This window comes from Streptomyces sp. TRM70350 (assembly GCF_019219825.1).
Lineage (GTDB): Bacteria > Actinomycetota > Actinomycetes > Streptomycetales > Streptomycetaceae > Streptomyces.
Genome location: NZ_JAHUXH010000009.1, coordinates 124098 through 144244 on the forward strand (window position 1 = coordinate 124098; position 20147 = coordinate 144244).

Sequence of the window (20147 nt, forward strand, 5' to 3'; positions counted from 1 at the left end):
ACCTAGGAGCTACCACCCGCATGCGGAAGATACTCGTCGTCGGAGCCGGTCAGTCCGGACTCCAGCTCGCCCTCGGACTCCAGTCGCACGGGTACGAGGTCACCCTGATGTCGAACCGGACGGCGGACGAGATCCGCTCCGGCCGGGTCATGTCGACGCAGTGCATGTTCCACACGGCCCTCCAGCACGAGCGTGATCTCCAGCTGAACTTCTGGGAGTCCCAGGCCCCGAAGATCGAAGGACTCGGCGTCTCGGTCGCGGCCCCCGGCTCCTTCGACCCGGGCCCCTCGCAGCGGGCGATCGACTGGGTGGGCAAGCTGGACGGGTACGCCCAGTCGGTGGACCAGCGGGTGAAGATGGCCGGCTGGATGGAGACGTTCGCGCAGCGCGGCGGTCAGCTGGTCATCCACGGCGCGGCGGTCGGGGACCTCGACTACTTCTCCCGTACGTACGACCTGGTGCTGGTCTCGGCGGGCAAGGGCGAGCTGGTGCAGATGTTCGCCCGCGATCCCGAGCGCTCCCCGTACAGCGAGCCGCAGCGCGCCCTCGCCGTCGCCTACGTGCACGGTCTCGGCCCGCGCCCGGAGCACCCGGAGTTCGAGGCGGTGCGGTGCAACCTGGTGCCCGGCGTCGGCGAGCTGTTCGTGATGCCGTGCCTGACCACCTCCGGCCGCGCCGACATCCTCTTCTGGGAGGGCATACCCGGCGGCCCGCTGGACGTCTTCAACGGCGTCAAGGACCCCGCGGAGCACCTCTCCCTGACCCTGGAACTCATGGAGAAGTTCCTCCCCTGGGAGTACGCGCGGGCCACCAAGGCCGAACTGACCGACGCGAACGGCACCCTCTCCGGCCGTTACGCCCCCACCGTTCGCAATCCCATCGGCCGCCTGCCCGGCGGCGGCCTGGTGCTCGGGGTCGCCGACGTGGTCGTCGCCAACGACCCGATCACCGGCCAGGGCTCCAACTCGGCGTCCAAGTGCGCCGCCTCCTACCTCGCCTCGATCCTGGAACACGGCGACCAGCCGTTCGACGAGACCTGGATGCAGCAGACGTTCGACCGCTACTGGGCCACCGCCCAGCACGTCACCAAGTGGACCAACGCCATGCTGGCCCCGCCGCCCGAGCACGTCCTCAACCTGATCGGCGCCGCTGGCCAGCTCCAGCCGGTCGCCGACCGCTTCGCCAACGGCTTCAACGACCCGGCGGACTTCGAGAACTTCTTCTACGAGCCGGAGAAGGCCGAGGCCTACCTCGCCTCTCTGGCCCAGCCGCGGTAGGGGCGCGGGGCGTGCGGCGGCCGTGGGTTCGCCTGGTCCGGGCGGACGGCTCCCAGGATCGGGTTGTTCGCGAGGGGGGCGACCTCGATCTTCTCGCCGACGCGGGGGGCGTGGACGACCTTGCCCTCGCCCAGGTACATCGCCACGTGCGTGGCCTCGGGGAAGTAGATCACCAGGTCGCCGGGGCGTAGTTCCTCCAGCGGAATGCGGGGGAGCCGGGCCCACTGCTCCTGGCTGGTGCGGGGGATGGTGGTCCCGGCGTGGGCCCAGGCCTGGGAGGTCAGCCCGGAGCAGTCGTACCTCTTCGGGCCCTCCGCGCCCCACTCGTACGGCTTCCCGACCTGCCGCATGGCGTAGCGCACGGCCCGGCCGCCCCGCGAGGACGGCTTGGCGTCGTCGCCGAGCGCACCGGAGGACACCAGCTCCTGCTGCGCTTTGGCGATCCCCTTGTCCTCGAACTCGGCGAGCGCGGTCAGCTGCTCGGCGCTGAGCGAGGCGAGCAGCCTCTCCACCTCGTCGAGCCGCTTGCGCACCTCGTCCCGTTCCTTCTTCCGCCGCTCGGCGAGGGCGAGTTGCCGGTCCAGCGCGGCCCTCGCCTTGCGGGCCAGCTCGTCGGCCTTCTTCTCGTGGCCGGTCATGTCCGTGACCGTCCTGGCCCGCTCCCGCGCCAGCTGTTTGACCACATGCCCCTGTTCGAGCGCGTGCTGCGGATCGCGGGCGAGCAGCAGGCGGACGTACGGCGAGATGTCGCTGCGGCCCTGGTACTGCTGGCGGGCCAGCCGGCCGGCCGCGCCCCGGCTGTCGTGCAGGGCGAGCCGCGCGCGGGCCAGCGCACTGTCCAGTCGCCGGACCTCGGTGCGCTGTTTCTTCAGCCGCTCCTCGGTGGCGTTGTAGGCCTCGGTGGCCTTCTCGGCCTCCCGGTACAGCCGCTGAAGGTCCGTCAGCAGCTTGGCGACGGACCGCTCCGGGGTCTCGCCCGGCTCCGGTACGGCCGCCGCGGGCACGGCTGCGAGGACGGCGTGGGCCGCCACGGTCGCCGTACACACCAGGCGCAGTAGCCTTCCTGACACGTCATCACCTCCGGTGCGGGGCAGCGGGTCCGCTCCGCACCGCGAGCATGTGACGTGCCCTCGCGTTCCGCGCGCCGACCGTCCGCGGGATGGCGTAACGAGGTCACCCGTCCGCGTCGTCCGGCTTGCCTCCCGGCGTGGCGTCCGGCCTGCGCCACGGCCATCTGAGCCGGTCGCCGCCCTGGTCGCCCGCGGGGTCGTGGACGTACTTCCAGCGGTGGGTGAGCCTGCCCTTGCCGCGGGACACCCGGCGGTAGATCAGAACCGTGGGCGCGCCGCCGTGCGGGTCCGGGACCGGGATGCGGTACGTCTTCGGCGGGTGCCCGGTGAGTCCGAGGAGCACGGGCAGCACGCGGCCGTCCATGGGCCCGCCCTCGAAGGGGGTGTCTTCGCTCTTCACGGCACCAGTCTCAGCCATCCGCCGAGGGCCTGTCGTTTGGATCAGGCCCCGCGTCTGCGGCGTGATCCAAACGACAGGCCCCTAGGCCAGGGCCGCCACGACGGACGCGGTCTGCGGGTCGCGGGCGGCGGTCACCGACAGTACGGCGACGAACTGTTCCACCAGCCAGTCCCTCAGTTCGTCCAGGGGTGGCTGCTTGTCCTCGTCGAGCCAGATGAGGGAGGCGGCCTCCACCGCGGTGATCCACATCCGGACGGTCATGCGCAGCCGGGGGCCCGGGTCGGCGATGCCGAGGTGGCGCATGATGTGCACGGCCGCGGCCCGGCGTACGCCGTCCACGATGGCGGTCGTACGGGAGGTCTCCACCACGCTGCCGCCCTGGAGCAGGGCGCTGAAGCCGGCGTCGTGCTGGTCGACGAAGGCGAGGTAGCGGTCCAGGGCGCGGGACAGCCGGGGCAGGAGCGGTCCCTCGCGCGGCTCGTCGAAGCAGAGCTGCAGCTCCTCGGCGGCGGAGCGGAGGGCGGCCTCGTACAACTGCTGCTTGCCGCCCGGGAAGTAGCGGTACACCAGGGGGCGGGAGACCCCGGCCGCCGCCGCCACGTCGTCGAGGGAGACGTCCTCGGGGGCGCGGTGGGCGAAGAGGGTGAGCGCGGCGTCCAGCAGCTGACGGCGGCGTTCCTCGACGCTGAGGCGGCGGTATGAGGGGGCGGAGGGGGTCATACGGGGCAGCGTAGTCGGCCGGGTGCGGGTTCGTGGTGGCTGGTCGCGCCCACGCGGCGGAGCCGCATGTTGATACAGCCCCGCGCCCCTGGGGGCGTTCCCGCACCCGAACGACGACCCACCCCTATGCCAACAACCCCGAAGACCTCCAAAGCCGCCGCCCCACCCCCCGCAGCACCCCGATGTCGTCCAGGAAGTCCGTCAGACGCTTCGCCCCCGCCTGCATGACCTCCCGCCGATGCCCACTCGCCGTCACCTGCGCCATCGCCTCCCGCTTGTCCAGCCCCACGTTGGTGTAGACCTCGGGATTGACGAAGGCGACCGAGAACACCCGGGCGAACTCCCCTGATGTGAGCCGCGTGAACTCCTGGGACCACTTCGGCGCGGTGACCATCTGCCGCCGCAGCTCCTCGCGGGCGTACCGCACGTGCCGGGCCTCCTCCACGACGTGGATGCGCGTGACCCCCCGGATCAGCGGCTGCACCCGCTCGTCGGGAAAGGTCAGCCGCTGCATCCAGTCGAGGACCTCCTCGCCGAGCAGGGTCGCGGTGAAGGAACCGGGCGTGGTGGAGACCGTCTTGAACAGGCGGCCGAGGTTCTGGTGCACCCGGCTCACCGGGTACCAGGGCGTCTCACCGCGCGCGATCAGCCGGGCGAACATCTTCGAGTGCCGGCACTCGTCCTCGATCTCGGTCAGCGCGTAGCGCACGTGCGCGCTCGTCGCCGCCTTGTCGTAGATGTGCCGGACCAGCAGCTGCATCAGGATGATCTCGAACCAGATGCCCAGGGACGCCAGCGCCGCCGCCTCGTGCCGGGAGAGCAGGATCCGCTGTTCCTCGCTCATCCGCTTCCACATCGGTGTGTCGTACAGCGACACCAGCTCCGGCGGCCAGAACCACTTGCCCTCCTCGAAGGGCGCGTCCCAGTCCAGTTCCTTGTCCGGGTCGAAGGAGTGCCTGGCGGAGGAGTCGAGCAGCCGCTCGGCCACCTGCTCGCGGTCCTTGAGCAGGCCGAGCGCGTCGCGCAGCCCTGCCAGGGCTTCGGTTTCGGTGAGGGTCGTCATGCGCTTATGAGACTGCCCGTCAGCAAGGCCGTCAATCCCCTGCGCGCAACTTGTTGACCACGCGTCTACTACGTGTGAATCTGCGGGACATGTCGACCTTCGACCTGTACGCCATGGACCCCGGGAAGCCCCTCTGGCCGGTGCCCGCGACCGGCTCGGCCCGGTTCAGCTGGGAGTACGACGACGGACGCGACCGCCTGCTGGCCCTCTACCAGAAGGGCAAGGACAAGCAGTGGGACGGCCGGCGGCGGATCGACTGGGACCTGGAGGTGGACCCGTACGACCCCCTCGGCACCCCCGACGAGGCGCTCTCCCTGCACGGCACCAGGCACTGGGCGAAACTCTCCGAGCGGGACAAGGGCGAACTGCGCCGCCACTACGCCTCCTGGCAGTTCAGCCAGTTCCTGCACGGCGAGCAGGGCGCGATGATCTGCGCGGCCCGGATCGTGGAGTCCGTGCCCGACCTCGACGCCAAGTTCTACTCGGCGACCCAGACCATGGACGAGGCCCGGCACGCGGAGATCTACGCCCGCTTCCTGCAAGAGAAGATCGGGATGCTCTACCCGATCAACGACAACCTCCAGTCCCTGCTCGGCGACACCCTGCGCGACAGCCGCTGGGACATGCCCTACCTCGGGATGCAGGTGCTCATCGAGGGCCTCGCGCTCGCCGCCTTCGGCATGATCCGCGACACCACCGACAAACCGCTGCCCCAGCAGATCCTGGCGTACGTCATGCAGGACGAGGCCCGGCACGTGGCCTTCGGGCGGATGGCGCTGCGGGACTACTACCAGCAGCTCACCGACGCCGAACTGCGCGAACGCGAGGAGTTCGTGATCGAGGGCTGCTATCTGATGCGGGACCGGCTGCGCGGCGTGGAGGTGCTGGAGAACTTCGGCGTCCCGCGCGCCGAGGCGGAGGAGTACAGCGAACGCTCCGAGTTCCTCGCCCTGTTCCGCAAGCTGCTGTTCAGCCGGATCGTGCCGTGCGTGAAGGACATAGGCCTGTGGGGCAAGCGCCTGCAGCAGGCCTATGTCGACATGGGCGTCTTCGAGATGGGTGACTCCAACCTCGACCTGCTGATGGCGCAGGACGAGGAGATCGCCGAGCAGCTCGACGCGGAGCGGTTCGCGGCGGAGGAACGGGAGCGGGTGGCGGAGGTGACGGAGGCGATCCGGGCGGGGGCCGGCGAGGACTCCTAGACCGTGCAGCCCAGGCCCTCGGGGACCTCACCCGTCACCGGCACCGCGCTCCCCGGCGGGAACGACGTCCGCAGCGTGAAGGCGTACGGCGTCGGGCCGTGCGTGCGCAGGTGGAGCAGCCGCGCCTCGGCCTCGGCGACGGTCGGCCGGTGCCCGGCGGGGACCCACCACAGCGCGGTGACCGCCTCCTGCAACCGCTCGAACCACTCCCTGCGCCGCGCCAGCATCTCCCGGTGCCGCCCCTGGTACATGTAGGCGGTCAGGGCGTTGGTGTCCCGCCACACCGTCATGTTGACGATGAGCCAGTCGTCGCCGAAGAAGGGCACGTCGGTGGCATTGCCGGAGTCGCCCTGCAGCCGCCAGACGAAACCGTCGGCGGCGTCGGCGGCGGCATTCACGGGGTCGAGGTTGTCGACGAAGTCCTTCAGCTGCGGGGAGTCCAACGGGGCTTTGAGACGGGCGATGTTGACCTGGGCGAGTTCGTACGCGGGCGCGGGTTCCGTCATGACCGAACGGTAGGTCGGCGCCCGAGCGCCGTGGTACCCCCGTCTCACGGCTTGAGAACCGCCTGCATCACCGCCCGCGCGATCGGCGCCGCCATACTGCCCCCGGTGATGTCACGGCGGTGCGCCGCGGCGTCCTCCACCACCACCGCGACCGCGACCTTCGGTTCCAGATCGTGGTCGCCCTGCGCCCAGGAGACGAACCAGGCGTACGGGGTACCGGAGTTGTCGACGCCGTGCTGGGCGGTGCCGGTCTTGCCGCCGACCGTCGCGCCGGGGATCATGGCGTTGGTGCCGGTGCCGTCCTCCACCACGTTCCGCATCAGCTCCCGCATCCACCGGGCGGTCGAGGGGTGCATTGCCCGGCGGAGCGGGCGGGCGCCGGCCGTGAAGACCGTGGCGCCCCGGGCGGTGGTGATCCGTTCCACCAGGTACGGCTCCCGCACCTGGCCCCCGTTGGCGACCGCCGCCGACACCATCGCCATCTGCAACGGCGTGGCCCGGGTGTTGTACTGGCCGATCGAGGACAGGGCCAGCTGCGCCTTGTCGACCGAGGTGTCGAAGGTGCTCGGCGCCACCGAGTAGGGGATGCGCAGCTCGGAGTCGTTGAAGCCGAACGCGTGGGCCGTGGCGGCCATGTCCGTCACGCCCACGTCCACGCCCAGCTTGGCGAAGACCGTGTTGCAGGACTTCTCGAAGGCGTCCCGCAGCGAGGCGTCCGCACAGCCCTCGGCCTCGTTGCGCAGGGTCGTCGTGGTGCCGGGCAGGGTGTACGGGTCGGGCGAGCGGGTCCGCTCGTCGAGGTTGGTGATCACCCCGGCGTCCAGCGCGGCCGCCGCGGTGACCACCTTGAACGTCGAGCCCGGCGGATACGTCTGCCGTACCGCCCGGTTGAGCATCGGCTTGTCCGGGTCCTCGTTCAGGCCCAGCCAGGACCGGGTCACCGCCGGTCCGTTCCCCGACAGCGCCCCCGGGTCGTACGACGGCGTGGAGACCAGCGCCAGGATCCGCCCCGTCGCCGGTTCGATCGCCGCGACCGCGCCCTTGCGGTTGCCCAGCCCCCGGAACGCCGCCTGCTGCGCCGCCGCGTTGAGCGTGGTGGCGACGTCGCCGCCGGGGTTCCGGGTGCGGGCGAAGTCGTTCCACAGAGGGAACGGCGAGAGCCGCGGGTCGGTGCCGGACAGGGTGCCGTCCTCGGCCTGCTCCAGGAACGTCGTGCCGTATTTCTGCGAGGCGAATCCGGTCACGGGGGCGTACAACGGGCCCTGTTGGTACGTGCGTTCGTAGCGGAGGTGTTCGCCGGTGTCCTTGGAGCCGGTGACCGGGCGGCCGCCGACCAGGATGTCGCCGCGCGGCTGGCCGTAACGGGCGATGTCCTGGCGCCGGTTGGCCGGGCTGTCGTCGTACGCCTGGGCCTGGAAGACCTGGATGCGGGCCGCGTTGACCAGGAGGGCGGCCAGCAGCAGGGCGCAGAACGCGGCGGCGTAGCGGATGTGGCGGGTCACGGGGCGACCTGCCCGTCGTACTGCTTGCGGGCCGCGTGGCTCACCCGGATCAGCAAGGCCACGATCGCCCAGTTGGTGACCACCGAGGAGCCGCCCTGCGCCAGAAACGGCATTGCCATGCCGGTCAGCGGGATCAGGCCGGTCACCCCGCCCGCGATGACGAAGACCTGCAGCGCCACGATCGAGGCGAGGCCCACCGCGAGCAGCCGCCCGAAGGGCTCGCGCAGGGCGAGGCCCGCCCGGTAGCCGCGCTCCACCAGCAGGCCGTACAGCAGGAAGATCGCGGAGAGGCCCGCCAGGCCCAGCTCCTCGCCCGCGGTCGCCAGGATGAAGTCCGACTTGGTGGCGAAGCCGATGAGGATGGAGTGGCCGAGGCCCAGGCCGGTGCCGAGCACGCCGCCCGCGGCGAACGCGAACAGCGACTGGGCGAGCTGGTTGGGGCCCAGGCCCGCCTCGATGGACGCGAACGGGTGCAGCCAGTCCTGGATCCGCGCGGCCACGTGCGGCTCCGTCCGGCCGACGGCGACCGCGCCCAGCGTCGCCAGCAGCAGGCCGACGGCGATCCAGCCGGTGCGGCCGGTGGCGACGTACAGCATGACGACGAACAGGCCGAAGAACAGCAGCGAGGTGCCGAGGTCGCGTTCCAGGATCAGTACGCCGACGCTGACCAGCCAGATGGCGACGACCGGGCCGAGGACGCGACCGGTGGGCAGCTGAAGCCGCCAGATGCGGCGGCCGGCGTAGGCGAGCGCGTTGCGGTTCGCGGCCAGGTACGCGGCGAAGAACACCGCCAGCAGCACCTTCGCGAACTCGCCCGGCTGGATGGAGAATCCGGCGATCCGGATCCAGATCCGGGCGCCGTTCACGGCCGGGAAGAAGATCGGCAGGGTGAGCAGGACCAGCGCCGCGGCGACGCACACGTACGCGTACCGCTGGAGCACCCGGTGGTCGCGCAGGGCGGCGACGACATACGCGAACAGGGTGATGCCCAGTGCCGACCAGACGAGCTGGGCGGGAGCCGCCCGGTCGTCCGGCGTCTCCAGGTCCAGCCGGTAGATCAGCACCAGGCCCAGTCCGTTGAGCAGCACGCCGATGGGCAGCAGCAGCGGGTCGGCGTAGGCGGCACGCAGGCGGACCGCGAGATGCGCGAGCAGCGCGAGGACGCCCAGCCCGGCGCCGTAGCCCACCGCGCCGGGCGGGACGGCGCCGGTCCTGGCGAGGCCGACAGCGCAGTAGCCGTACACCGACAGGAGCACGGCTACGACGATGAGAGCCAGTTCGATGCCACGGCGACGGGGGAGACGGACCGTGGGAGCGGGGGTGTCCGCTGCCACGGTGGTTCCGGTTCCGGCCTTCGTCATGTCCGGAACTTACCCAAATGGTGCGGCTTGTGTGCCGTGGACTTCAGCACCAGCGCGGCGACGGTCCGAGGTTGTTGATGTAGCGGGCGGCGCCCCAGGCCCAGGTGCCGCGGCCCTTGAGGAGGTACCAGAGGGGGTTGCCCTGCACGCGCTGGCCCGGCGCCTTGCAGAAGATGTTCACGACGTCGCCCCGTTGGACCCTGCCGATGGCCCGGCTGCGCTGGGTGGGCGACGAGCGCAGCAGCAGGGAGCCGGCGGTGACGACGCCCCGGTAGTCGGCGCGGCCGCCCCCGTCGCCGCCGAGGTCGCCGTCGAAGTCGGCCCAGTCCCCTTCGCCGCCGAAGTCGTCGTTGAAGTCGTTCCAGTCGCCGTCGCCGCCGAAGTCGCCGAATTCGCCGTGGTTCCCGCCGCCGTTGCCGCCGAAGCCGCCCTGGTTTCCGTTGCCCCGGTTGCCGCCGAAGTTGTCCCGGTCGCCGTTGCCCCCGTTGCCGCCGAAGTTGTCCCGGTCGCCGTTGCCCCCGTTGCCGCCGAAGCCGCCCTGGTTTCCGTTGCCCCCGTTGCCGCCGAAGTTGTGGTCGCCGTTGCCGCCCCGGTGGCCGTTCCCGGCGAAGACGTCGACGTCGCCCGCGAAGACGTCGACGCCGCCGTTGCCGTTGCCGCCGAAGTTGTTCCGGCCGCCGTTGCCGCCGAAGTTGTCCCGGTGGCCGTTCCCGGCGAAGACGTCGACGTCGCCGTTGCCCGCGAAGACGTCGACGCCCCCGTTGCCGCCGAAGTTGTCGTGATGGCCGCCGATGCCCGGAACGGGAACGGGGACGGGGACGGGGACGGCACCGACACCGGTGCCTGGAACGGGAACGGGGACGGGAACGGTACCGGTGCCTGGAACGGGGACGGGAACGGCACCGGTGCCGGACTCGCCGCCGGGGGCGGGAACGGCGCCGGTACCGGTGCCGGACTCGCCGCCGGGGGCGGGGGCGGTGCCGGAGCCGGATTCGCCCCAGATGGCACCGGCGAAGGCCGGGGAGATCGCCATCGCGGTGGCCAGGGCACCTGCGACCGCCGTCATGGCGAGACGGGTGCGGGGAGAGCGCAGGGACATGGGAGAACCTCCCGTGAGAGGGCGGGGCGAAGCTGACTAATCGCCACACTAGGAGCGCACTTCGCAAGGCGCCCGTCGCAGTGCGCCATCAGGGAGGGTCACTCCCGGTCCGCCGTATGCCCGTCCGGTGGAGCCTGAGGAAGCGTCAACCGCGCCACCGCCCCGCCGCCCGGCGCGTTGCGGAACTCCAGGCGGGCGCCCAGCACCTCCGCCTGGCCCAGCGCGATGGTCAGGCCGAGGCCGTGCCCCTTCACCCCGCCCTCGGTGCGGAACCGCTGCGGACCGTGCTCCACCAGGTACTCCGGATAGCCCGCCCCGTGATCCCGCACGGTCACCACGGGCCCGTCCACCGTCACGACGACGGGCGGCCGCCCGTGCTTGTGCGCGTTGGCGACGAGGTTGCCGAGCACCCGCTCCAGCCGCCGCCGGTCGGTCTCCACGCGCGTATCCCGCACGACCCGCACCGAGGTGTTCGTCCCCGACGCCCGGACGACCCGCTCGGCCAGCGCGCCCAGCTCCTCGGTGTCCAGGTCCAGCCGCTCCCGCCCGGTGTCCAGCCGGGAGATCTCCAGCAGGTCCTCGGTGAGCGTGCGCAGCGCGGCCACCCGGTCGCGGACCAGCTCCGTCGGGCGCCCCGGCGGCAGCAGCTCCGCCGCCGCGTGCAGGCCGGTCAGCGGGGTGCGCAGCTCGTGCGCCACGTCCGCGGTGAACCGCTGCTCGGCGAGCAGCTTGCCCTGCAGCGAGGCGGCCATGGAGTCCAGCGCGGCGGCGACCGCGGCCACCTCGTCCTGCGGCCGCGTCCGGTCCCGGGCACGCGGGTCGTTCACGCGCGCGTCCAGGTCGCCCGCGCTGATCCGCCGGGCGACCCGCGCCGTGGTGTGCAGCCGCCGCGTCACCCGGGTCACCGCGAACGCCCCCACCAGCACCGTCGCCCCGATCGCCAGCGCCGACGACCAGCCGATCGCCCGGTCCAGGCCGTCGATGGTGCGGGCCTGCTGGGAGTAGTCGACGGCCACCGCGAGGGCCCGGCCGCCGTCGGCGGGGCCCGCCGCCCACATCGTGGGCCGGCCCTCGTGCTCGTCGACCATCGTGCCGCGTTCCCCGGCCGCCGCGAGGGAGCGCAGTGGCGCGGGCAGCCCCTCGGGGTCGACGCCCGCGCCCGGCGTCAGGGGGTCCCCGGCCTCGTACGCCGTCGTCGCGTCCTGAAGGCGGGCCAGTGCCAGGTCGCGGGCCTGGCCGACGGTCTGGTTGGTCACCGAGACATGGACCAGGACGCCGAGCAGCGCGGCCAGGGCGCAGCACATCACCGTGATGAAGACGGCGGCCTTCACCGCGAGGGTGCCGGACCAGCGCGGCAGCGTGAGCCTCATCGGGGGCTCGCGGAGGGCGTGCGGGACGGGCGGTGCGGATCCGGCCGCTTGCCGGTGCGCAGCATCTCGTCGTGGGTGAGCAGCATCGCGCCCTGGTCGGTGTCCCAGCTCCACTGGAGGCGGTACTGGTAGCCGGGGACCTCGGACGGCGCCCACAGGATCACCGACTGCCCGGCGATCTCGATCCCGGTCAGGGCGTCGTCGTAGGCCATGACCTGCACCAGCCGGTGCTTGTCGACGGTGTAGACGCGCACGGCGGTCATCTCGCCGGGCAGCAGCCGGAACCCCAGCGTCATCTCGGGCCGTCCGTCGCCGGTCAGGTCCCGGAAGTACGGCTCCAGGACCGGGCACCGGGTCCGGTCCCCGGCCCCGTCGCATTCCTCCATCCGGTGTTTCGTCTCGCGGTACGCCGCCTTGGACCCCTCGTAGTCGCCGGGGCGCCGGGCGATCTCCGCGCGCACGACCGCCACCGGGTCCACCTTGCGGATGTCGTCACCGGGCACCTCCACGCCCTTGACGACCTGGACGTCCACCTCGCCGATCTCGAAGGCCGGGCTGGACGCCGGCGGCAGCTCGGGCCACAGCCGGGCCGGGCCGACCGCGGTCGGGGTCGGCCCCGCGCCGCGCAGCTCGCCCGCGTCGCCGCAGGCCGTCGCGGTCACCGAGAGCAGCGCGAGGGCGGTGACGGCGCGGACGCGGGCGCGGGTGATGAGCGGCGCAAAGCGGCGGGGCACGGAGCTCCTGTGGTTCGGGACGGTCGGCCCGTACACCTTATTCGTGCGTACACCTTATTCGTGAGGAAGTCCTTTTTGCGCACGAAGCGCCCGGCGGGGGACGCCTCCCCCTACTCCGCGAGCTCCTCCAGTAACCGCACGGTCGGCAGCCCGGTCCGCAGATACTCCACGAACAGCTCGTTGTGCAGCGCCCACGGTGAGCGGCGGGCGCGGATCAGCCGGATCGCCGCCTCGGCGGAGCGGCCCCGGCGGACCAGGGCGTGCGCGATCACCAGGCCGGAGCGGTTGTAGCCGTGGTAGCAGCGGACCAGTACCCGGCGGCCCCGGTCCAGCGCGTCGCAGGCGGCCTCGGCCAGCCGGATCACCCCGGCCAGCTGGGTGCCGTCGAGCGGGCCGTCCGGGATGGGCCAGACCTGGTGGTCGACGCCCGGGTCGGGGCCGTGGCCGGGCAGCCGCAGGAGGGTCTGCACAAGATCGAACTCGCCGCGGACGACGGCGAACTCCAGTTGCCCCGAATGGCCTTTGAACTCGTGCCCGCCCATCCACAGGCCGGGCACGATCTCGTTCCACGGCATGTCCGGGGCCGGTACGTCGGGTTGCCTCCTGCGGGTACGCAACGCGCCTCCCCAACCGCCACGCGGGCGGGCCCGTCCCAGCTCCTCTCAAAGGTATCTGGGTTCTTGCCCCTGGAGCACCCCGCCTGTTCCCATGGTCATGAGGTGATGTGCATGAGCGGACTGCGCGTCGTCCCGACCTGGCAACACGGTCGGGAACGGCTGTACGTCTGCCTCACGGACGGCAGGGACATCGCCTGGTACGACCGTGAGGCGGCCCGGGTCAACCTGCTGAGCGAGGACCGCAGAGACGACGTCCTGGACGCCCTCCGCCCCTTCCTCACCGGCCCGGTCACGGTCGGCCCGCCCCCGGTCCCGACCCCCGCGGAACTGGCCCGGCTGAGCCTGCACCCCGACGACGACCTGGCCCCCAACCGGCCCGGCGAGGCCCTCCTGGTCGCCCTGGACCGGGACCCCGGCGGGCCCGTGCCCCGGCTCCGCGCCGACCCCCGGCGCCGGGCGCTGGAGGCCGAGCAGGTGGTGGGGGAGGCGCTGGACCGGATGGACGGCGCGGGCTGGCACGCCCTGCACTCGATCCCGCTGCCCGGCGGCGACCGCGTCCACCACCTGGTGATCGGCCCCGGTGGCCTGTTCGCCGTGCACGCCCTGTACGCCCGTAAGCAGCGGGTCGTGATAGCCGACCCGATGGTCGCGCTGGGGCGGCGGGAGGGGCGCCCGCTGCTGCGCCGGGTCCGCGCGGAGGCCGACCGCGCCTCGTACGCCCTGACCGCCGAGGTCCACCCCGTCCTCGCCCTGGTCGGCCCGTCCCGCGTCTCGGTCCCCGGCCCGGTCCGCGAGGTCCGCATCCTCCTCGACACGGACCTCGACGCCCTCGCCCGCCTGGGCGGCGTCCTCAAACCGGCGGACGTGGAGGCCCTGCACGTGATGGCACGGGACCGGAACACGTGGGCGAGGGTGTGAGCCCACCTACACGAAGGCGGCCGACGTCAACCGTGACCGGCGCCCGCCTGTGGGGCGGCATCCACTTCCGGGCCAGCGAGGAGGTGGGGGCGTCGTACACGGCGGCCGAGACGAAGGCGTGCCACACGTTCTGCTCGGCCGCGTGCCGCTGGGCGTCGCCGTTGCTCGTGGCGACGGCGATCTCGTTCCGGTCGAGATCACCCGGGCCGGGGCGGCGGGCGCCGGGGCCCGGTCCGGGGCGGCGACGGTGGTGGCCGTGGGGGCGCCGAGGGTGAGTGTGGCGGTCAGGCCGACGACGAGCGCGCGGCGGCGGAGGGTACGGGGGCGGGGGGTTTCCCTGCGCGTTCCTTGCTGTGAGGTGCCCGCTGGACGGGCGCTGCGGCTCACGGCAGTGGACTGGCCCGCCCCTCGTCGAGCAGGGGGGCCAGCACATCGCCGTAGTCCTGCACGCGCGGGGCGATGTCCGTCGCCAGGAAGGTGAGTTGGCCGGCGTCTCGGCAGGCCTCGACCTCCTCCCAGGTCACCGGCGCCGAAACGGTCGGCGTCGCCCGCGCCCGCAGGGTGTACGGAGTCGCCGTCGTCTTGCGCGCGGCGTTCTGACTCCAGTCGACGAACACCTTGCCGGGCCGCAGACTGCGCGTCATGCGGTGTACGACCAGTCGGGGCATCGCCCGTTCCGCCTCCACCGCGAGCCCCTTGGCGTACTCCGTCACCTGATCGGACGGCGTGGGCCGGACCGCCGCGAGCAGATGCAGCCCCTTCGAACCGGACGTCTTCGGGTACGCCTCGATCCCGTCCCGCGCCAGCCGCTCCCGCAGCCACAGCGCGACCCGGCAGCAGTGCACGACGGTCGCGGGCGAGCCCGGGTCGAGGTCGAAGACCAGCCGGTCCGCGACCTCCGGCGCCGAGATCAGCCACTGATGGGTGTGGAACTCGGTCACCAGGTTCGCCGCCCACATCAGACTCGCCAGGTCCTGCACCAGCACCATCCGGGCCGGGCCCTCCGACCGCGGCACCTCGGCGGTGGTGACCCACTCGGGCGTACCCGGCGGCACGTTCTTGGTGAAGAACACCTGCCCGTCGGGGCCGTCCGGGTAGCGCAGGAAGGACACCGGCCGATCCCGCAGATGGGGCAGGATTACGTCGGCGGTCGTCGCGTAGTAGTGCAGCAACTCGCCCTTGGTGAAGCCGGTCGCCGGATGCAGCACCTTCTCCAGATTGCTGAGCGCGACCCGTCGCCCCTCCACCTCTGTGATCGGCGTCATACGATGAGAATCACACGAAAATGACGGGAATCGTACGAACTCTGCTGATACCGCCTCGAAAGGTGCTGAATGTGCGATCCATATGGAACGGCGCCATCTCGTTCGGCCTGGTCAGCATCCCGATCAAGCTGGTGAACGCCACCGAGAGCCACTCGATCTCGTTCCGCCAGATCCACACCGAGGACGGTGGCAGGATCCGCTATCGCAAGTTCTGCGAGCTGGAGGACCGCGAGGTCAGCGGGGCGGAGATCGGCAAGGGGTACGAGGACGCGGACGGCACGATCATCCCGATCACGGACGAGGATCTGGCCCACCTTCCCCTCCCGACCGCCAAGACGATCGAGATCGTGGCCTTCGTGCCGGGAGACCGGATCGACCCGCTCCAGATGGACGCGGCGTACTACCTCGCGGCCAGCGGCGCCCCCGCCGCCAAGCCGTACACACTGCTGCGCGAGGCGCTCAAGCGGAGCAACAAGGTCGCCATCGCCAAGTTCGCGCTGCGCGGCCGGGAGCGGCTGGGCATGCTGCGGGTGGTCGGCGACGCCATCGCCATGCACGGGCTGCTGTGGCCGGACGAGGTCCGCGCGCCCGAGGGCGTCGCGCCCGACACCAACGTCACCGTCCGCGACAAGGAACTCGATCTCGCGGACGCCCTGATGGACACCCTCGGCGAGGTCGACCTGGAGGATCTGCACGACGAGTACCGCGAGGCCGTCGAGGAGGTCATCGCCGCCAAGGCGGCCGGGGAGGCACCCCCCGAGGCTCCCGCACCCGCGGCGGGCGGCAAGGTGCTCGACCTGATGGCGGCCCTGGAGAGCAGCGTCCGCGCGGCCCGGGAGTCCCGCGGCGAGGCCCCGGCCGAGGAGGCCGAGGTCCGCCCGCTCGCCCAGCGCAAGACCAGCCGCGCGGCCCCCAAGGAGCCGGCCGGCAAGAAGTCCACGGCGAAGAAGACGGCCGCGAAGAAGACGGCGTCCAAGTCGACGCAGGGGACGAAGAAGACGGCGGCCTCGAAGAGCACGGCGAAGAAGTCGACGACGAAGAAGACGGCGTCGCGCAAGCGTTCGGCCTGACCGAGGCCGTCTGAGCTGACGTGGCCATAGGGTCCGTGGACGCGGGTACCACACTGTCGGCGCGGCGCGGCGCGGCGCGGCGCGCGAAGCGCGGGGACACGCGCGTGGACTGAGGGGCACCGTCCTCAGTCGTGCGGCCTCGTCTGCGCCGCCGCCAGGGCTGCCAGCTCCTCCGCCGTACGCGGACCGGTGGCCGCGTCGTCCAACAGGCCCTGGGCGCGCAGCAGGTCGGCCGCGGCGACGCCCAGGGCAGGCGCCGCGAAGGGCGGGGACACGCGCGTGGACTGAGGGGCACCGTCCTCAGTCGTGCGGCCTCGTCTGCGCCGCCGCCAGGGCTGCCAGCTCCTCCGCCGTACGCGGACCGGTGGCCGCGTCGTCCAACAGGCCCTGGGCGCGCAGCAGGTCGGCCGCGGCGACGCCCCAGGGCAGGCGCAGGCCCGCCTCCCGCAGCAGCTCCGTGCGGGCCAGGTTCTCGGGCGCCGGGCCGGTGCGCACACCGGACGGGGTGAGCAGGGCCGCGTCGTCGGCCCAGCGCAGGGCGAGGTCGACGTCGTGCGTGGCCATCACGACGGTCGTGCCGCTGGCGCGCAGCCCGCCGAGGGTGGCGAGCAGCCGTTCCTGGCCGTCCGGATCGAGTCCGGCCGTCGGCTCGTCGAGGATCAGCACCCGCGGCCGCATGGCGACGGCACCGGCGATCGCGGTCCGCTTGCGCTGCCCGTACGACAGCAGATGCGTGGGCCGGTCCGCCAGCGCGGCGATGTCCAGCGCCGCGAGCGCCTCCGCGACCCGCGCCCGCACCTCGGCGTCCGGCAGCCCGAGGTTCAGCGGCCCGAAGGACACGTCCTGCGCCACCGAGGCGGCGAACAGCTGGTCGTCCGGATCCTGCACCACCAGCTGCACGGTGGTCCGCAACCGGGTCAGCCCCTTCCGGTCGTACGACACCGGCGTGCCCTCCACCGTCAACTCCCCGGCATGCGGCCGAAGCCCCCCGCTGAGCAACCGCATCAGCGTGGTCTTGCCGCTGCCGTTGCGGCCGAGCAGCGCCAGCGCGCGCCCCTTACGCACCTCGAAGTCGAGGCCGGTGAGCACGGCCGGGCCGTCCTCGTAGGCGAAGGACGCGCCCCGCAGGGCGACCAGGGCGGCGGCCTCGCTCATGACAGGGGCCTTTCGAGTACGAAGGTGAGGGCGGCCAGCGCCGCGAGCAGCGCGACGCTCACGGCCGTGAACGGGACGGAGACGCGGGCCTCGGGCACCAGGACGCGCAGGGTGCCGTCGTAGCCGCGCCCGGCGAGTCCCGCCTGCAGGCGCGCCGCCCGGTCGAAGGCGCGTACGAAGGCGGTGGCGCCCAGCCCGGCCAGGGACCGCCACTGGGCGGCCCGCGTGGTGTGCCCGAGGCGGGCCGCCTGGGCGTCGCGGATCCGGCGCACGGCGTCGAGGAGCAGAAAGCTCATGCGGTACGTCACCAGGGCCACGTCGACGACGGGCGCGGGGACGCCCGCGCGGACCAGGCGGGGCAGCAGGTCGGACATCGGGGTGGTGAACGCGAACAGCAGCACGCCCAGCGAGGCCGCCGAGGTGCGCAGCAGCAGTTCCCCGGCACGCACCGGGCCGCCGTCGGCCAGCCCGACGAACCCGTCCGGGCCGCCGACCCGCACCAGCAGCGGCAGCGCACCGGTGACGCAGAAGCCCAGCGGCACCCGGTAGGCCCGCCACAGCCGCCGCCCGGGCACGCCCGCCGGGCCCAGCAGCACGGCCAGCGCCGTCACCAGCACCAGCGCCGCCCCCGGCCAGGGCGGCAGCGAGATCGCCAGCACCGTGAGTCCCAGCCCGAGCACGGCCTTGTCCACGGGATGGCGGCGGCGCCAGCGACTGCTGTGCGCCGCCGCGTCGATCGGCAGCACGAGGCTCAGGCCCCTTCGGCTCCGTCGTGCCCGGGCGTCCGCGTCGCGCCCTGCTGCTCCTGGACCCGCGCCGCACCCTGGCGCCGCCCGCGCCGGACCCCGAAGTAGTACGCGAGCACGCCCGCGCCGACCGCCGCCTGCAGGGCGAACAGACCGGACTCGATCTCGCCGGACGGCGGCTCGTACAGGGGCGAGAACCAGGGCTCGTAGCCCGGGTCCAGCTCGGTGATCGTCGTCTCCGCCTCGCCGTCGGCACCGGCGAACGGCTCCTCCTTGTGGTCGCCGAGCCCGAGCGCCAGCGGCAGCGCCGCGAGAGCGGCGACGGCGAGCAGCAGCAGGAGGTTGACCTTCGTGTCGCGCTTCACCGGGCCACCGCCTCGGTAGCGGTCCTGTGGCTGAGCAGCACGCCCAGCCGGGTCAGCTCACCCTTGCTGGACTGCACGAGCAGCCGCATCACCAGCACCGTGAGCAGCCCCTCGCTCACCGCGAGCGGGATCTGCGTGACGGCGAAGATGGAGCCGAACTTGCCGAGCGCGCCCAGGAAACCGCTGCTCGGGTCGGGGAAGGCGAGCGCCAGCTGGACGCTGGTGACGCAGTAGGTGGACAGGTCGGCGACGAACGCGCCGAAGAACACGGCGACCATCAGCGGCACGTCGTACCGTCGCAGCAGCCGGTAGACGCCGTATCCGGCCCAGGGGCCGACGATCGCCATCGAGAAGACGTTGGCGCCGAGCGTGGTCAGCCCGCCGTGGGCGAGCAGCAGCGCCTGGAACAGCAGGGTGATGGTGCCCAGCACCGCCATGATCGGCGGCCGGAACAGGATGGCGCCCAGTCCCGTGCCGGTGGGATGCGAGCAGCTCCCGGTCACGGACGGCAGCTTCAGCGCCGACAGGACGAACGTGAAGGCGCCCGAGGCGCCGAGGAGCAGAGTGCTCTCGGGGTGCTCCCTGACCTCACGGGTGAGGGACCTCACTCCGTGGACGACGAACGGCGCGGACGCGGCACCCCAGGCGATCGCGTGCGCCGGAGGCAGAAAACCCTCGGCTATGTGCATGGCTTCAGCAGACCCTCTCCAGCACCTCGTGGATGGTGTACAACGCGCCTCGGCCGGTCTCCTGGCTGACGGGTGACACCGCCCGTGCTCCGCCTTCCCGGGTCGCAAGGACCCAGTGGCTGCCCGCGAGGGCCGGAGCCGGACTTCCCGATCACAGTGGCGAGGGCCGCACCGGCATCACACCGGATTTCCCGTTCACCAAGGCGTGGTGACAGTAGTGTGCCCGCGGGGGTGGTGACAAGCGGCGCATGGGGGGCGCGAAGGCGCTGGTCACGCGGCGCACCCGACCGACGTCACCCGTCGAGTTCCCGGTCCAGCAGCGCGAGGTCCGGCGGTACGAGGTGGGTGGCGTCCACCAGTTCCTGGAGCAGGGCGTGCAGCGGCACGGCCTCGTCGGCGTTCAGGCGAGCGCCGATCTCCGCGACCCGGCGCTCGATCCCGGGCGCCTCCCAGTCCGTTTCCGGGCGCAGGAAGCGCAGTTGCTGCAGGGCCTTGCGGGAGGGGAAGGGGCGGGGGGCGGACTCGTGGCGCAGGTAGCGCTGGCCCAGGACGACCAGCAGGAGCCGTTCGTCGTCGTCGAGGGCCGGGCGGGCCCGCGGGAAGTGTCCGGGGCGGCGGGCGGGGTCCGTGACGTACAACTCGATCAGGTACTCGCGGTGGCCGAGGCCCCGCACGAAGAGCGGGGTGTAGCCGGAGGGGAGGGGGAGCGGCGCGGCTCGGGGAGCGAGGAGTTCGCCGTGGGGGAGGCGCACGGGGCGGCCGCCCGTGTTGCGCAGCCACCAGTGGCCGTGGTGGTACGTCAGGTCTCCCTGCCGACGGCTCACCCGCCGGTCGTCGCCGCCGACGTACAGGGCCGTGGCGGGGCGGCCCGGGGCACGGCCGAAGCACACCACCCGGCCGGGCTCCGGAGCGGCCGTGACCTCGCCCGCCGCCGATCTCGCGTGCAGCGTGTCCGCGGCGGCCGGTGGGGCACCGCGCGCGAGACTCTCACGACGGTTCATCCCCGGGCTCCTCGGCG

At 72.5% G+C, this 20147-nt stretch carries 22 protein-coding genes and 1 riboswitch; of the genes, 4 read left to right on the forward strand and 18 right to left on the reverse strand.

Annotated features, from left to right (window positions below; genetic code table 11):
• The first annotated feature begins 20 nt into the window (after positions 1–20).
• Positions 21–1277 (forward strand): styrene monooxygenase/indole monooxygenase family protein, encoded by a 1257-nt coding sequence (locus KWI83_RS16815; protein ID WP_218515164.1) that lies wholly within the window; start codon positions 21–23, stop codon positions 1275–1277.
• On the opposite strand, the gene KWI83_RS16820 is transcribed toward KWI83_RS16815, so the two are convergent.
• The 4 genes from KWI83_RS16820 to KWI83_RS16835 form a co-directional block, all read right to left on the reverse strand.
• Positions 1247–2347 (reverse strand): C40 family peptidase, encoded by a 1101-nt coding sequence (locus KWI83_RS16820; RefSeq protein ID WP_218515165.1) that lies wholly within the window; start codon positions 2345–2347, stop codon positions 1247–1249. The two genes, KWI83_RS16815 and KWI83_RS16820, sit on opposite strands and share 31 nt — an antisense overlap.
• 103 nt (positions 2348–2450) lie before the next feature.
• Positions 2451–2747, reverse strand: a complete 297-nt coding sequence (locus tag KWI83_RS16825; RefSeq protein WP_218515166.1) for a hypothetical protein — start codon at positions 2745–2747, stop codon at positions 2451–2453.
• An 81-nt stretch (positions 2748–2828) separates the two neighbouring features.
• Positions 2829–3467 (reverse strand): TetR/AcrR family transcriptional regulator, encoded by a 639-nt coding sequence (locus KWI83_RS16830; RefSeq protein WP_218515167.1) that lies wholly within the window; start codon positions 3465–3467, stop codon positions 2829–2831.
• A gap of 124 nt (positions 3468–3591) precedes the next feature.
• Positions 3592–4530, reverse strand: a complete 939-nt coding sequence (locus KWI83_RS16835) for a diiron oxygenase (protein WP_218515168.1) — start codon at positions 4528–4530, stop codon at positions 3592–3594.
• A gap of 89 nt (positions 4531–4619) precedes the next feature.
• Here KWI83_RS16835 and KWI83_RS16840 point away from each other — a divergent pair, with 89 nt between their 5' ends.
• Positions 4620–5732 (forward strand): ferritin-like domain-containing protein, encoded by a 1113-nt coding sequence (locus tag KWI83_RS16840; RefSeq protein ID WP_218515169.1) that lies wholly within the window; start codon positions 4620–4622, stop codon positions 5730–5732.
• On the opposite strand, the gene KWI83_RS16845 is transcribed toward KWI83_RS16840, so the two are convergent.
• The 7 genes from KWI83_RS16845 to KWI83_RS16875 all read right to left on the reverse strand — a co-directional run bounded on the left by KWI83_RS16845 (position 5729) and on the right by KWI83_RS16875 (position 12921).
• Positions 5729–6238 carry a DUF3291 domain-containing protein gene (locus KWI83_RS16845; protein WP_218515170.1) on the reverse strand — a complete coding sequence of 170 codons (510 nt, stop codon included), beginning with the start codon at positions 6236–6238 and terminating at the stop codon, positions 5729–5731. The genes KWI83_RS16840 and KWI83_RS16845 overlap by 4 nt on opposite strands.
• Positions 6239–6282: 44 nt before the next feature.
• Positions 6283–7740, reverse strand: coding sequence for a penicillin-binding protein 2 (locus KWI83_RS16850; RefSeq protein WP_218515171.1), 1458 nt, complete (start codon positions 7738–7740; stop codon positions 6283–6285).
• Positions 7737–9101, reverse strand: coding sequence for an FtsW/RodA/SpoVE family cell cycle protein (locus KWI83_RS16855; RefSeq protein WP_218515172.1), 1365 nt, complete (start codon positions 9099–9101; stop codon positions 7737–7739). The genes KWI83_RS16850 and KWI83_RS16855 overlap by 4 nt, the downstream gene beginning before the upstream one ends.
• 43 nt (positions 9102–9144) lie before the next feature.
• Positions 9145–10200 (reverse strand): SH3 domain-containing protein, encoded by a 1056-nt coding sequence (locus tag KWI83_RS38585; protein ID WP_256362362.1) that lies wholly within the window; start codon positions 10198–10200, stop codon positions 9145–9147.
• Between the two features lie 98 nt (positions 10201–10298).
• Positions 10299–11570, reverse strand: a complete 1272-nt coding sequence (locus KWI83_RS16865) for an ATP-binding protein (protein ID WP_218515173.1) — start codon at positions 11568–11570, stop codon at positions 10299–10301.
• Complete coding sequence (locus KWI83_RS16870; RefSeq protein WP_308122073.1) at positions 11567–12304, reverse strand: hypothetical protein; 738 nt, start codon at positions 12302–12304, stop codon at positions 11567–11569. Before KWI83_RS16870 ends, KWI83_RS16865 begins: the two co-directional genes overlap by 4 nt.
• A gap of 110 nt (positions 12305–12414) precedes the next feature.
• On the reverse strand, positions 12415–12921 hold the full coding sequence (locus tag KWI83_RS16875) for a dual specificity protein phosphatase family protein (protein ID WP_218515174.1): 507 nt from the start codon (positions 12919–12921) through the stop codon (positions 12415–12417).
• A 111-nt stretch (positions 12922–13032) separates the two neighbouring features.
• Between KWI83_RS16875 and KWI83_RS16880 the strand changes: the two genes are divergently transcribed.
• Positions 13033–13839 carry a nuclease-related domain-containing protein gene (locus tag KWI83_RS16880; protein ID WP_218515175.1) on the forward strand — a complete coding sequence of 269 codons (807 nt, stop codon included), beginning with the start codon at positions 13033–13035 and terminating at the stop codon, positions 13837–13839.
• 383 nt (positions 13840–14222) lie between these two features.
• Here the strand turns inward: KWI83_RS16880 and ligD are convergent, their stop codons facing one another.
• A complete protein-coding gene (gene ligD / locus KWI83_RS16885; protein WP_218515176.1) occupies positions 14223–15104 on the reverse strand; it encodes a non-homologous end-joining DNA ligase in 882 nt (293 codons plus the stop codon).
• Positions 15105–15166: 62 nt separating this feature from the next.
• On the opposite strand from ligD, the gene KWI83_RS16890 reads away from it, so the two are divergent.
• On the forward strand, positions 15167–16174 hold the full coding sequence (locus KWI83_RS16890; protein ID WP_218515177.1) for a Ku protein: 1008 nt from the start codon (positions 15167–15169) through the stop codon (positions 16172–16174).
• A 125-nt stretch (positions 16175–16299) separates the two neighbouring features.
• On the opposite strand, the gene KWI83_RS16895 is transcribed toward KWI83_RS16890, so the two are convergent.
• From KWI83_RS16895 to KWI83_RS16920, 6 genes are all read right to left on the reverse strand, one after another.
• Positions 16300–16449 carry a hypothetical protein gene (locus KWI83_RS16895; RefSeq protein WP_218515295.1) on the reverse strand — a complete coding sequence of 50 codons (150 nt, stop codon included), beginning with the start codon at positions 16447–16449 and terminating at the stop codon, positions 16300–16302.
• A 25-nt stretch (positions 16450–16474) separates the two neighbouring features.
• On the reverse strand, positions 16475–17329 hold the full coding sequence (locus tag KWI83_RS16900; RefSeq protein WP_218515178.1) for an ATP-binding cassette domain-containing protein: 855 nt from the start codon (positions 17327–17329) through the stop codon (positions 16475–16477).
• On the reverse strand, positions 17326–18075 hold the full coding sequence (cbiQ, locus tag KWI83_RS16905; RefSeq protein WP_218515179.1) for a cobalt ECF transporter T component CbiQ: 750 nt from the start codon (positions 18073–18075) through the stop codon (positions 17326–17328). The genes KWI83_RS16900 and cbiQ overlap by 4 nt, the downstream gene beginning before the upstream one ends.
• Before the next feature lie 5 nt (positions 18076–18080).
• The gene (locus tag KWI83_RS16910) at positions 18081–18440 is read right to left on the reverse strand and encodes an energy-coupling factor ABC transporter substrate-binding protein (RefSeq protein ID WP_218515180.1); all 360 of its coding nucleotides are present in this window, start codon (positions 18438–18440) and stop codon (positions 18081–18083) included.
• On the reverse strand, positions 18437–19129 hold the full coding sequence (locus tag KWI83_RS16915; RefSeq protein ID WP_218515181.1) for an energy-coupling factor ABC transporter permease: 693 nt from the start codon (positions 19127–19129) through the stop codon (positions 18437–18439). The genes KWI83_RS16910 and KWI83_RS16915 overlap by 4 nt, the downstream gene beginning before the upstream one ends.
• 33 nt (positions 19130–19162) lie before the next feature.
• Positions 19163–19347, reverse strand: a riboswitch (cobalamin riboswitch).
• A gap of 75 nt (positions 19348–19422) precedes the next feature.
• Positions 19423–20130, reverse strand: a complete 708-nt coding sequence (locus KWI83_RS16920; protein ID WP_218515182.1) for an FHA domain-containing protein — start codon at positions 20128–20130, stop codon at positions 19423–19425.
• Positions 20131–20147: the final 17 nt, after the last annotated feature.